Raw genomic sequence first — 13,054 nt, 5'->3', positions numbered from 1 at the left:
ATTAACATCTCTGTAAACTGTTGGCGGTCTGAAAAAATGTTTAAAACAAACCACTGTTAAACAAAAAATCAAAACTCACTCAGCCTGTTAGGGATAATGACTACAAGAGGTCAAAATGAGCAAAGAAATTAAAGCCCAAGTAGTAGTGCTTGGTGCCGGTCCTGCTGGTTACTCCGCTGCATTCCGCTGTGCAGACTTAGGTCTGGACACTGTTCTTATCGAACGTTACAACACTCTTGGTGGTGTGTGTCTGAACGTGGGTTGTATCCCATCGAAAGCACTACTGCACGTAGCTAAAGTTATCGAAGAAGCTAAAGCGCTGGCTGAGCACGGTATCGTATTTGGCGAACCGCAAACAGACATCGACAAGATCCGTCTGTGGAAAGAAAAAGTAATTAACCAACTGACTGGCGGTCTTGGCGGTATGGCTAAGATGCGTAAAGTGAACGTGGTTAACGGTTTTGGTAAGTTCACTGGCCCGAACACGATTGAAGTGGAAGGCGAAGATGGCAAAACTGTTGTGAACTTCGACAACGCCATCGTTGCTGCGGGTTCTCGCCCAATCAAACTGCCATTCATTCCTCATGAAGACCCACGTATTTGGGATTCAACAGACGCTCTGGAACTGAAAGAAGTTCCTGGAAAACTGCTGATCATGGGCGGTGGTATCATTGGTCTGGAAATGGCGACGGTTTACCATTCACTAGGCTCTAAAATTGATGTGGTTGAGATGTTTGACCAACTTATCCCTGCTGCGGATAAAGATATGGTTAAAGTCTATACCAAGCGCATCAAAGATAAGTTTAACCTGATGTTGGAAACCAAAGTAACGGCCGTTGAAGCGAAAGAAGACGGTATCTACGTTTCCATGGAAGGCAAAAAAGCCCCAGCGGAAGCTGAGCGTTACGACGCGGTTCTAGTCGCTATCGGCCGAGTACCAAACGGTAAACTGCTGGATGCTGAAAAAGCAGGCTTGGAAGTGGATGAGCGTGGTTTTATCAACGTTGACAAGCAAATGCGCACTAACGTTCCGCACATTTTCGCCATCGGTGATATCGTTGGCCAACCAATGTTGGCGCACAAAGGTGTACATGAAGGCCACGTAGCGGCAGAAGTGATTTCTGGTAAGAAGCACTACTTCGATCCTAAAGTGATTCCTTCAATTGCCTACACCGAGCCAGAAGTGGCATGGGTTGGCAAGACTGAGAAAGAAGCGAAAGCAGAAGGCATTAACTACGAAGTTGCCACCTTCCCTTGGGCTGCATCAGGCCGTGCAATCGCGTCTGACTGTGCTGATGGTATGACTAAGCTGATCTTTGATAAAGAGACTCACCGCGTTATCGGTGGTGCTATCGTGGGTACTAACGGTGGCGAACTACTGGGCGAAATCGGCCTTGCTATCGAGATGGGCTGTGATGCAGAAGACATCGCTCTGACCATCCACGCTCACCCAACTCTGCACGAGTCTGTGGGTCTGGCTGCTGAAGTGTTTGAAGGCACGATCACTGACCTGCCAAATGCCAAAGCGAAAAAGAAAAAATAATTTTCTGAGCGCCAAATGATTAAAAACCGCTGATTGTTCAGCGGTTTTTTTATGGCTTTCATTGATTGCTAAACAGAGCAATTTCCTGCGGAAATAAAAAAGGTTGATACCCGAGTATCAACCTTAAACTATTCCTAGCACCTAGCACCTAGCACCTAGCACCTAGCACCTAGCACCTAGCACCTAGGCACTGCTTAGCTCTCACCCTTATAGATGCAAAGCATTTGTAGGTAGCTGTTGACTAGTTTGGTCAGTTCCGCTTCGCTCTTGGCGCGGTTAGCTTGCACAAACAGCGAGTAACAGATGCCAAGGAACATATTCGCCAGATCTTCCGGGCTGTGTTTATCACACACTTCGCCACGCTCGATGGCGCGAACAAACATGTTCTGTACCAGCAGTTGGTTAGTGCGGTTGGTGGTGACAAATAGTGGCCATACTTCATCACGCGTTGATGCGCTCCATTCAAACCACACTTTGAGCCAATGACAGTCTTGAGTCACCAGTTCAATCATCGCGTTAGTGATGTTTTTGAGGTTATCTTGCGCGTGAATGTCGAGGTCAATGTTATCGGACAGGAAGTTTGAAAACTGACGCACGACATGATTGAGCACTTCATCAACCAGATCTTCACGGGTCGGGAAATAGTTAAATACGGTGGCGACAGAAACCTGCGCAATCTCGGCGATGTCTGCGTGACCACCGCGGCCGATGCCACGACGAGCAAACACTTCCAGTGCGATTTCCATCAGTTGTTGTTTACGTTTCAGTGGAGATAAACGAGTTCGAGGTCTCTTTGCTATTGAGTCCATAATTAGATTCCTTGCCAATGAGTTGGTATGTATAAAAAGTTATTCGGAACGTTAGTCCCTATTGATTTTTTTAATAATTGCTCTAAGCATCATGAGTGTAATGGTGCATATGCTTCGGGTCAACAAATTATGCCCAAGAAATAGACAGTAATGTCAATGTTGATAACATTTTTAGCGAAAACTTTACCGATTTGGTACCAATGTCTCTCTACGTCTTATTTTGTTGAGTAGTAACAAGCAGATAAAAAGATCTGCCTCGCAGGGCTTAAAGATTGAGGGTGGGAGTGTTACACTACGCGCCAGATTCAAGTGAACGTTTGCGCGAGATTTGCGCTTAGCCGCTTAAGGCTGAAAAACGTCGCCATTCCCAACAAAAAAGATTGAGCACAGTATGAAGCATACAGTAGAAGTAATGATTTCTGAGCAGACTGTTCAGGAACGTATTCGTGAATTAGGCAAGCAGATCACGGCGCATTATCAAGGTAGTGAAGATTTGGTCCTGGTTGGCTTACTGCGCGGCTCTTTTGTATTTATGGCCGATCTCGCGCGCGCAATCAACCTGACACACCAAGTCGATTTTATGACGGCATCAAGCTATGGCAATACCATGGAGAGCTCACGTGATGTCCGTATTCTTAAAGACTTAGATGATGACATTAAAGGTAAAGACGTGTTGATCGTCGAAGACATCATCGATACGGGTAACACGCTGAGCAAAATCAAAGAGATCTTATCGCTACGTGAACCTAAATCCATCCATATTTGTACGCTGCTCGACAAACCGACTCGTCGTGAAGTGCCTGTCGATGTGACTTGGATTGGTTTTGAAATTCCCGATGAGTTCGTCGTTGGTGTCGGTATCGACTACGCACAGAAGTATCGCCACCTACCGTTTATCGGCAAAGTGGTTCCTCAGGAGTAAGCGGCAGCAAAGAAGCTTGAGCAGAGCTTTGCAAGTGATCTTCAATAAAAAACGCCCTGAACACGGGCGTTTTTTCGTTTCTTTGATTTGAATCGGTGGGTATACGCAATTGCGTCTTAACGACACAGCAGTTTGTGCTCTGGGTTGAGGATCTTTTCTAGTGAGCTTGCGTAGGTTGTTTCTACGCAGTCGCTAGAGTGACAGCGCACCCCAAGGTATTCCAAACGGCCATCCTCAATACCGTACACTAGGCCATGAAGCTCAATCTCTTGGCCTCGCTCCCATGCATTTTGCAAGATAGTCGAGTTACCTAAGTTGTAGATCTGCTCTGCGACGTTAAGCTCTGCCAATTTATCCGCTCGTTGATCTTCAGGCATGAAGTCTAAGTAGCTGCGGTGCTTTAAGTAGAGATCGCGGATGTGCAATAGCCAGTTGTTAATCAATCCGAGTTTCGGATTTTTGATACTCGCTTTCACCCCGCCGCAGTCGTAGTGGCCGCAAACAATGATGTGCTTAACCTGAAGCACATCCACCGCATACTGCACCACCGATAAACAGTTGAGGTCGGTATGCACTACTAAGTTTGCTACGTTGCGGTGAACGAATAGTTCGCCAGAGTAAAGGCCGGTTAATCGCTCTGCGGGAACTCGGCTATCCGCACAGCCGATCCAGAGAAAGTCTGGATTTTGTCCTTGTGCGAGCTTGGCAAAGTATTCAGGCCGATCAGCCTTGATTGAATCTGACCACTTTGCATTGTTTTCAAATAGTTGTTTTAACTCTGGCATCTTACTTCCCTCAATCGATTCAACCAACTATACACAATGTTACAATTTCGTTCTCTTACTAATTGATGACAAGTGCACTCATCTGACGAGTTTTAGTAGCAAACGTTATAGACTTTTCATCTAACGTCGTTAAAACATCGTTGAGAAAGCAAAACACGCTGACTCGTATCGTACCGATGGATGATTTAAGCAATTTGCTGCGATTTATCTGCTTATTTGGAGGAAGAAGGGGAAGATGTCACGCTTTTCAGATATGAACGTCAAAGGAGACCTGTTTGGTGGGGTCACCACGGCAATTATCTCACTGCCGCTGGCGCTGGCGTTTGGGGTGGCTTCTGGTGCGGGAGCGGAAGCGGGTCTGTGGGGCGCCATTTTGGTCGGCCTGTTCGCTGCGCTGTTCGGTGGCTCGACCACGCTTATTTCTGAGCCGACCGGCCCGATGACGGTGATCATGACTGCAGTGCTGACCAGTATGGTGGCCAAGTATCCGGAGTCTGGCATAGCCATGACTTTTACTGTGGTCATGATGGCAGGCGCGTTTCAAATACTCATCGGGACGCTCAAGCTGGGAAAATACATCACTCTGATGCCATATAGCGTGATCTCCGGCTTTATGTCGGGAATTGGTGTCATCTTGATTATTCTGCAACTGTCGCCACTACTCGGCCATGCTGCGCCATCTGGTGGTGTGATGGGTACGCTGTCGGCCTTGCCCACGACACTGGCTAATATGAAGTTTGGCGAGCTGTTTCTTGGCTTGCTGACTTTAGGCATTCTGTTTTTCTTTCCCAAACAATATCGTAAGTATGTGCCTGCACAGTTGGTGGCGCTGGTGGCGGTGACGCTGCTCTCTGTGATGCTGTTTGATAGCGAAGAGATTCGCCGCATTGGCGAGATTCCCACGGGTTTGCCATCGCTGGTGGTGCCTGTACTGGACGCGGAACTCTTTACCACTATGGTGATTGATGCGCTGGTACTCGGAACTTTGGGTTGCATTGATACCTTACTCACCGCGGTCATTGGTGATTCGCTGACGCGTAAAGAGCATGACTCAGACAAAGAATTGCGTGGCCAAGGCTTGGCCAACATGATCTCTGGGCTGTTCGGCGCGCTGCCCGGCGCTGGCGCGACCATGGGCACGGTGACGAACATTCAGGTAGGGGCTCGCTCACCGCTCTCTGGTGTGGCAAGAGCGCTGATTTTAGCGCTGGTGGTATTGGTAGCGAGCGGCCTGACCGCTCCGATTCCGATGGCGGTGCTCGCTGGGATTGCGGTCTATGTCGGCTTTGGCATTCTCGATTGGAGTTTTATCCAGCGCGCGCACAAAGTCAGTGTGCAGGGGATGGCGATCATGTATGGCGTGATGCTCCTGACTGTGTTTGTCGATTTGATAGCGGCGGTCGGGTTGGGGGTGTTTATCTCCAATATCCTAGTGATTGAGCGCTTAAGCCGCGAGCAAGCCAAACAAGTGAAAGCGATCAGTGACGCCGATGACGATGATGTGCCTCTGACTGACAGTGAACGTGCGCTGTTGGACAAAGCCAATAGTAAGGTACTGTTTTTCTACCTTTCAGGGCCGATGATTTTCAGCGTATCAAAAGCGATTTCCCGCCAACATACCAGTATCAATGAGTATGAAGTGATGATTTTGGATTTGACCGATGTGCCTATGATTGATGTGACGGTCGGATTAGCGCTGGAAAACGCGATCAAAGATGCGCTGGAGGCACACTGTGAGGTCTATTTACTCTGTCCAAACGAGCGTACTCGCGAGCAATTAGAAAGGTTCCACGTGCTGGATTTAGTTCCCGCAGAGAATACCTTCAAATTCCGCTACGAAGCCTTGAATGCAGCGGTAAAAACCGTTGAGAAAACGCCGATTCAATTGAATTAACTTTGGCCGTTTTGGCTTCAATTCACGGTATGATAGAGCGCGGCCTGTGAGCCGCGCTTTTGTTTATGATTAATTTCTAATGCAGGGTTGAAAAAGCAGCAAGTGAGCGTCATGTGATAGGCATTATTGATGAAAAGAGCAATGTGGATTTATGTACGCACTCGAAATAGAACAACTGCGTAAAACCTACGCGGGCGGCTTTGAGGCGCTCAAAGGGATCAGCCTGAATGTGAAAAAAGGCGACTTTTATGCGTTGTTAGGCCCGAATGGGGCGGGAAAATCGACCACGATTGGTGTTATCTCCTCTTTGGTAAATAAAACGTCTGGGAAGGTGAAGGTCTTTGGTTACGACATTGACCGCGATTTAGAGTTAGCCAAACAGAACTTAGGGCTGGTTCCGCAAGAATTTAACTTTAACCAGTTTGAGACGGTGGAACAGATCGTGATGCAGCAAGCTGGCTATTATGGTGTATCACGCGAACTGGCGAAAGAAAGGGCGAAAAAGTACCTATCTAAACTCGATCTGTGGGAAAAACGTAAAGAACGTGCGCGTAATCTTTCTGGCGGGATGAAGCGACGACTGATGATCGCTCGCGCATTGATGCATGAACCCAAGCTGTTGATTTTAGATGAACCAACCGCTGGGGTGGACATCGAATTGCGCCGCTCTATGTGGGAGTTTTTGCAAGAGATTAACCAACAGCAAGGCATTACCATCATTCTCACCACCCACTATCTGGAAGAAGCGGAGATGCTGTGTCGCAATATCGGCATTATCAACAAAGGTGAGCTGATTGAAAACACTAGCATGAAATCCTTGTTGGCGAAGCTGGATGTGGAAACCTTTATTTTGGATCTGGCCCCGGGTTCGGCGACGCCTGAACTGACTGGCGTGGTGTCCTCTCGCTGTGACAACGATTCATTAGAAATTGAGATTGAAAAAACGCAGCCGCTCAATCAGGTCTTCGCCCAGCTCAGCGCGCAGGGGATCATGGTGATGTCGATGCGCAACAAAGCCAATCGCCTCGAAGAGTTGTTCGTGAGTATTGTGCGTGAGCAGGCTAAGGAGAAATAAGCATGTATCGTTTGTATTGGACTGCGTTTTGTAGCTTGCTGACTAAAGAGATCAACCGCTTTACCCGTATTTGGGTGCAGACTTTGGTTCCGCCGGCGATCACCATGAGTTTGTATTTCATTATTTTTGGCAGCCTGATCGGCTCTCGTATCGGCCAGATGAACGGTTTTAGCTACATGGACTATATTGTCCCCGGACTTATCATGATGTCGGTGATCACTAACTCCTACTCCAATGTCGCCTCTTCGTTTTTTAGTGCCAAGTTTCAACGCAACATTGAAGAGTTGTTGGTCGCTCCTGTGCCCAATTATGTGATCATCTTAGGTTTTGTGATGGGGGGCGTAGCGCGAGGCTTGCTGGTGGGAACGATGGTCACCGCAGTTTCGCTGCTGTTTGTCGATCTCCAAGTTCAGCATTGGGGAGTCATTTTTGCCACGGTGTTTTTAACTTCGGTGGTATTTGCTCTTGGCGGGCTGATCAACGCGGTTTTTGCCCGTACCTTTGACGATATTTCGATTATCCCGACCTTTGTTTTGACACCGCTAACCTATCTCGGTGGCGTCTTTTATTCCATTCAGCTATTGCCGGAGTTTTGGCAAGGGGTATCGCAAATCAACCCAATCGTCTACATGGTCAACGCTTTCCGTTATGGCTTTTTAGGGGTGTCGGATGTGGGCATCGCCACTTCGTTTACTGTACTTGTCGGTTTCGTTTTACTGCTATATGGTGTTGCTCATTACCTAGTGACGCGAGGCATTGGTCTGCGTTCATAACGCTGACGTGCATTTCGAAGTAATGAAATAAGTCATAAAAGAGAAAGAAAACAAGCAATAAAAAGGGTTGTCACATCGACAACCCTTTTTCATTTTTGCCTTTCAACGATAGGCAAGTAAACCATCGCCCGTTTAGCTATTGGCATCGTTGCTTGAAGTGGCGGCGGTAGGCTCCGCTTCTTCTTTGCTCTCTTTATTGAGCTCAACCACTTGGTTGTCAATCAAGCGTGCTTTACCAAGGAAAGCGGACATCAAGATAACGGCTTGCGTGGTGTCGGCGTTGATCGCTTGCAGCGTGCGCGCATCACGAATAAAGATCTCATCCGGTTGCAAATCGGCCGCGCGCAGTTGGTCGTTGGCATCTTCGATGATCGACGCATAATCGTCACGTCCACCGCGGATCGCGCTACTGATCCAACGCATGGTACGTGCCAGCACTGGTGCACGTTGGCGCTCATCGATCGTCAGCAGACCGTTGCGCGAGCTCATCGCCAGACCATCCATTTCACGCACTGTCGGCACGCCGATGATCTCAATATCTAACGCCAGATCGTTGGTCATTTTGCGAATGATCGCCAGTTGTTGGAAATCTTTCTCACCAAAGCAAGCAACATCAGGCTGCACGATATTAAACAGTTTGGTCACTATGGTGGCAACACCACGGAAATGCCCCGGACGAGAGGCACCTTCCAGCATGCTAGAAAGTCCAGGAACTTCGACTGCGGTCTGTTTATCGAGACCTTCTGGATACATCATCTCGGCGGTTGGGGTAAAGACCAGATCGACCCCTTGCGAGTTGAGTTTGCTCAAGTCTTCATCGAGCGTTCTTGGGTAGTTGTTGAGGTCATCCGCACGCTCAAACTGCATCGGGTTGACAAAAATACTCACTACCACAATATCGGCATGCTCGCGAGCCTTACGCACTAAGGTCAGGTGACCTTCATGCAGATTGCCCATGGTGGGAACAAAAGCAATTTTGCGCCCTTCGCGCTTAAAGGTGCGAAGCTGATCGCGCAGGGCGGCAATGTCGGCAAAGGTTTGCATCTACTCTATCCTCTATGCAATGGTGTGTGCGTCATCTGGGAACGTGCCTGCCTGTACCTGTTCCATGTACAAGGCGACCGCTTTACGCATATCACCGGTTTCCGCTAGGAAATTTTTCGAGAATTTTGGCATGTAATTGGCTGAAATACCAAACATATCATGCATAACCAAGATCTGACCGTCGGTCACATTTCCGGCACCAATACCAATCACTGGAACATCCAGTACTTGAGTAATTCGTGCCGCCAGCGACGCCGGAACACACTCAAGCAGGACGATTTGCGCGCCCGCTTCTTGTAGTGCAAGGGCATCTTTCACCATGCGATCGGCTTTATCTTGTTCGCGGCCTTGCACTTTATAACCACCAAAAATATTGACGGATTGTGGTGTCAGGCCAAGGTGAGCACACACTGGAATGGCACGTTCGGTCAGCATTTTGACCGTGTCCACCAGCCAGTCTCCGCCCTCAATTTTTACCATATTTGCGCCTGCGCGCATCAGTTTGGCGGCGTTGTCACACGCTTGTTCGGGTGTGGCATAGCTCATAAAAGGCATGTCGGCCATGAGCAGGCAGTTAGGGCTACCAGCGCGAACACAACGAGTGTGATAAGCGATATCGTCAACAGTGACAGGCAGAGTATCGGCGTGCCCTTGCAACACCATGCCAAGTGAGTCGCCGACAAGCAAAACCGGCATCTCTTGGCTTTCGAACAACTGAGCAAAACTCGCGTCGTAGGCGGTGGATGTTGGGAACTTACGACCTTCCTGTTTCCACTTCATCAGGTCATTAATGGTAATTTTTTTCATGATTTTTCCTTACTAGGAGTTGGCTATGATTGCCAAATACCGAGGCCGTTTCTCTCCACCTGAGTGAGAAGATCAGCGAGCCTGGTCCCGTCAGGGAGGGTTAAATTTGGTGCGATTTCGGCGAGTGGGTAAAGAACGAACTCACGCTCTTTCATTCCATAATGAGGAATGGTTAACCGCTCGGAGTCGATCACCTCATTGCCGTAAAGAAGGAGGTCGAGATCTAGGGTTCTTGGTCCCCAGCGTTCTTCTTTACGGACACGCCCTTGTTCCAGTTCAATCGTTTGAGTGCAATCAAGCAGTTGCAAAGGCGTTAATTCGGTTTGGATTTCAGCCACAGCGTTAATGTAGTCGGGCTGATTTTGTGGCCCCATCGGTGTGCTGCTGTAAAGCTGAGATACCGCGACCAGCTTACTGTTTGGTAAGCTTTTCAAGGCCGCAATAGCACGATTGGCTTGGGCAACGGGATCGGCAAGATTACTGCCGATCGCGATATATGCACGGGTCATGGCTGCGGTTTGTCCTTTTTCTTACGGAAAGAGGATTTGCGCTTGCGGCTTGGTTTAGACCCGGATTTGCCATCAAGGTCGGAAGCCATCGCGACGCGCATTTCGCGCCCGGCGTTCTGGAATGTGGCCCACCATTTGGCCAGTTTTTCGGTTTCCCCGCCTTCGATCTCACCACGCATTTCGAGGAAATCAAAGCCCGCACGGAACTTGTTAAGCTCCATCAAGCGGAAAGCGCGTTTACCGTTGCGCCTTGGCATGCGCAGTTGCAACTGCCAAATCTCACGAATGGTGGCAGTATGGCGGCGCGGAATAGCGATAGAGCGCACTTGCTCATCCAAAATCAGGTTACTGGCTTCCATGACCGCGTCGTAGTGGCACAAGTTGTGCGCTTCCATCAGTTTGTCAGCGAGTGCCAACATCGGATACCACAGCATGGCGGCGAACATGTAGGCTGGGTTGATGCGCTTGCCTTCGTCGATACGCATGTCGGTGGAGTCTAACACCAAATCCAGCATCTGCTCAGTCGGCGAAGAGTAATCTTCGGTGAAATGGGCGGCAATGGCTGGGAAAAGTTGCTGGAATAGATTGTACTCGCGCAGTAGGTGGTAGGTTTCCAAACCGTATCCTGCTTGCAGCAACTTGAGAGACTCTTCATACAGGCGCGCCGCCGGAATGTCGCGTAGCAAAGGCGCCAGCTCTTCAATTGGCGCGGCGGTGTCTTCTTCGATGTCAAAATCGAGTTTGGCCGCAAAGCGAATTGCGCGCAGCATGCGCACCGGATCTTCCCGATAACGGGTTTGCGGATCGCCAATCAGACGGATTAAGCGGTCTTCAAGATCTTCTACGCCGCCTGCATAGTCATGAATCGAATAATCGGCAATGTTGTAATACATGGCGTTAATGGTGAAGTCGCGGCGTTCGGCATCTTCATCAATCGTGCCATACACGTTATCGCGTAGCAGCATGCCTTGTTTGGATTGCTGCGAGACTGGCGAATCGGCGTCTTGGTGGTGACCACGAAAAGTCGCCACTTCGATGATGTCGCGACCAAACATAATGTGCGCCAGACGAAAGCGACGGCCAATTAAACGGCAGTTGCGAAACAGATGTTTAAGCTGCTCTGGCGTTGCGTTGGTCGCAATATCGAAATCTTTCGGTGTTTGGCCGAGTAGCAGATCTCGCACGCCTCCACCCACTAAATAAGCGTCAAAGCCGGCGCCATGAAGTCGGTATAGCACTTTCAACGCATTGTCGCTGATCTGCTTGCGTGAAATATTGTGCTCTTGACGAGTAATCACATTTAGAGCGAGTTCCGGGCAAGAGCTGGGACTGCAAGGTGTATTTTCGTTTTTATTCATGTGCATTTGGCAAAAGAGGCCGTTAACCCCTTTGCATTGGTTAGGTTTTACGCCAATTTGGCTTGATTTTGGCGCTTATAATAGCTCACACAGTACCGTTTGAGAATCGTGCTGTGATTTTCAATCTGTCGGGTAGTTGTGTCAGTTGCCAGTTTTCTACTCCCCAGCGAAGAATTTCGTCAATGCTGGCGTATTCTAGTTGTTCATCCCACTTGAAGCCGAGGAATGCCATCGCCTCCAGAATCAGCGCTGCCGGGTGTTGCAAATCGATGCCCGTGGCGTGATTTTGTTTGGAGAGCTTATTGCCACTGTGATCGATGGCCAGCGGTAAGTGCAGATAGCGCACCGGCGACTGGCCAAGCATTTGGTACAAGCTGATCTGTCTGCCGGTTGGCTCGATGAGATCCGCGCCGCGCACCACTTCCGTCACGCCTTGGTCAATGTCGTCCAGTACAACAGCAAGATTGTAAGCAAACAAGCCATCTCGGCGTTTGATAATAAAATCTTCATCGACCAGCGCAGCGGGAATGGAGATTTCGCCGTGTTTTAAATCGACAAAAGTGCTTACAGGGTGCGTCATTTTCAAACGAATCGCCCCTTGGCTATGGCCCGCACTGCGACACGTGCCCGGATAGTAGCCGCCATTTTCTTTGATCTGTTTGCGCGTGCACTGGCAGTAGTATGCTTGACCAGAAGCGAGCCAGTGGTCAATTTGTGCTTGATAGAGCGCATGGCGCTGACTTTGATACACCACCTCACCATCCCAGTAAAGATGGTAGGTTTGCAGTGTTTTTAAAATAAGCTCTGCCGCCCCCGGCATTTCTCGGGGTGGGTCGAGATCTTCAATGCGTACCAGCCATTTACCATGCTGTGATTTGGCTTGGAAATAGCTACCAAGAGCGGCGATCAGCGAGCCAAAATGGAGCGGACCGGAAGGAGAGGGAGCGAAACGACCGATGTAACTCATAGTTCTTGATCTCAAAACAAAAAGGGAGCGACAGCTCCCTTTACGATCGGATATCAGGTGACTTAGCCCTGCATCTGCTTCTCTTTGATCTCCGCAAGGGTTTTGCAGTCGATACACAAATCGGCAGTTGGGCGAGCTTCAAGACGACGAATGCCGATTTCCACACCACAAGACTCACAGAAGCCAAAGTCTTCTTCGTTGATCTTGTCGAGTGTCTTCTCGATCTTCTTGATCAAGCGACGTTCGCGGTCACGGTTGCGAAGCTCCAAGCTGAACTCTTCTTCTTGTGAAGCGCGGTCAACTGGATCGGGGAAATTCGCCGCCTCGTCCTGCATATGGTGCACAGTACGATCAACTTCTTCCCTGAGCTGGTTACGCCAAGCTTCTAAAATCTTTCTAAAGTGAACCACTTGGTCTGGTGACATGTACTCTTCACCAGGCTTTTCCTGATACGGCTCCACACCGGCAATGGCTAGGATGCCTAGCGCTTTTTTCTTTGATTCTGGCATACAGCATCTCCTACTTACACCTATCAACTGCTAAGCAGCTAATTTAAGGCGGGTATCTA

Annotated in this window: 13 protein-coding genes; 5 read left to right on the top strand and 8 right to left on the bottom strand. The window is 49.1% G+C overall.

Annotation, left to right across the window (positions count from 1 at the left end):
• Positions 1–115: 115 nt before the first annotated feature.
• Positions 116–1,543, top strand: coding sequence for a dihydrolipoyl dehydrogenase (gene lpdA / locus EWA64_RS05805; RefSeq protein ID WP_061895194.1), 1,428 nt, complete (start codon positions 116–118; stop codon positions 1,541–1,543).
• Positions 1,544–1,737: 194 nt separating this feature from the next.
• Here the strand turns inward: lpdA and EWA64_RS05800 are convergent, their stop codons facing one another.
• Positions 1,738–2,352 carry a LuxR/HapR/OpaR family quorum-sensing transcriptional regulator gene (locus EWA64_RS05800; protein ID WP_039430441.1) on the bottom strand — a complete coding sequence of 205 codons (615 nt, stop codon included), beginning with the start codon at positions 2,350–2,352 and terminating at the stop codon, positions 1,738–1,740.
• Between the two features lie 391 nt (positions 2,353–2,743).
• Between EWA64_RS05800 and hpt the strand changes: the two genes are divergently transcribed.
• Complete coding sequence (gene hpt / locus EWA64_RS05795; RefSeq protein ID WP_039430440.1) at positions 2,744–3,274, top strand: hypoxanthine phosphoribosyltransferase; 531 nt, start codon at positions 2,744–2,746, stop codon at positions 3,272–3,274.
• 116 nt (positions 3,275–3,390) lie between these two features.
• Here the strand turns inward: hpt and can are convergent, their stop codons facing one another.
• The gene (gene can, locus EWA64_RS05790; protein WP_039439526.1) at positions 3,391–4,059 is read right to left on the bottom strand and encodes a carbonate dehydratase; all 669 of its coding nucleotides are present in this window, start codon (positions 4,057–4,059) and stop codon (positions 3,391–3,393) included.
• A 235-nt stretch (positions 4,060–4,294) separates the two neighbouring features.
• Here can and EWA64_RS05785 point away from each other — a divergent pair, with 235 nt between their 5' ends.
• The 3 genes from EWA64_RS05785 to EWA64_RS05775 all read left to right on the top strand — a co-directional run bounded on the left by EWA64_RS05785 (position 4,295) and on the right by EWA64_RS05775 (position 7,801).
• Positions 4,295–5,953 carry a SulP family inorganic anion transporter gene (locus EWA64_RS05785; protein ID WP_061895195.1) on the top strand — a complete coding sequence of 553 codons (1,659 nt, stop codon included), beginning with the start codon at positions 4,295–4,297 and terminating at the stop codon, positions 5,951–5,953.
• Positions 5,954–6,104: 151 nt separating this feature from the next.
• On the top strand, positions 6,105–7,028 hold the full coding sequence (locus EWA64_RS05780; RefSeq protein ID WP_061895196.1) for an ABC transporter ATP-binding protein: 924 nt from the start codon (positions 6,105–6,107) through the stop codon (positions 7,026–7,028).
• Positions 7,029–7,030: 2 nt separating this feature from the next.
• Entirely contained in the window at positions 7,031–7,801 is a 771-nt protein-coding gene (locus EWA64_RS05775) for an ABC transporter permease (protein ID WP_061895197.1), read from the top strand.
• A gap of 132 nt (positions 7,802–7,933) precedes the next feature.
• Here EWA64_RS05775 and panC read toward each other — a convergent pair whose 3' ends face one another.
• The 6 genes from panC to dksA all read right to left on the bottom strand — a co-directional run bounded on the left by panC (position 7,934) and on the right by dksA (position 12,995).
• Positions 7,934–8,845: a pantoate--beta-alanine ligase gene (panC, locus tag EWA64_RS05770; protein WP_061895198.1), complete on the bottom strand. Its 912-nt coding sequence runs from the start codon at positions 8,843–8,845 to the stop codon at positions 7,934–7,936.
• Positions 8,846–8,857: 12 nt separating this feature from the next.
• Positions 8,858–9,652 (bottom strand): 3-methyl-2-oxobutanoate hydroxymethyltransferase, encoded by a 795-nt coding sequence (gene panB / locus EWA64_RS05765; RefSeq protein ID WP_039439529.1) that lies wholly within the window; start codon positions 9,650–9,652, stop codon positions 8,858–8,860.
• 23 nt (positions 9,653–9,675) lie between these two features.
• Positions 9,676–10,161, bottom strand: a complete 486-nt coding sequence (gene folK / locus EWA64_RS05760; protein WP_061895199.1) for a 2-amino-4-hydroxy-6-hydroxymethyldihydropteridine diphosphokinase — start codon at positions 10,159–10,161, stop codon at positions 9,676–9,678.
• Positions 10,158–11,525: a polynucleotide adenylyltransferase PcnB gene (gene pcnB / locus EWA64_RS05755; RefSeq protein WP_061895200.1), complete on the bottom strand. Its 1,368-nt coding sequence runs from the start codon at positions 11,523–11,525 to the stop codon at positions 10,158–10,160. The genes folK and pcnB overlap by 4 nt, the downstream gene beginning before the upstream one ends.
• 79 nt (positions 11,526–11,604) lie before the next feature.
• Positions 11,605–12,486 carry a tRNA glutamyl-Q(34) synthetase GluQRS gene (gluQRS, locus tag EWA64_RS05750; protein WP_061895201.1) on the bottom strand — a complete coding sequence of 294 codons (882 nt, stop codon included), beginning with the start codon at positions 12,484–12,486 and terminating at the stop codon, positions 11,605–11,607.
• 62 nt (positions 12,487–12,548) lie between these two features.
• On the bottom strand, positions 12,549–12,995 hold the full coding sequence (gene dksA / locus EWA64_RS05745) for an RNA polymerase-binding protein DksA (RefSeq protein WP_039430431.1): 447 nt from the start codon (positions 12,993–12,995) through the stop codon (positions 12,549–12,551).
• Between the last annotated feature and the right edge of the window lie 59 nt (positions 12,996–13,054).

This window comes from Vibrio cidicii, assembly GCF_009665415.1.
Classification (GTDB): domain Bacteria; phylum Pseudomonadota; class Gammaproteobacteria; order Enterobacterales; family Vibrionaceae; genus Vibrio; species Vibrio cidicii.
This window is presented reverse-complemented; position numbering and strand designations above follow the sequence as displayed.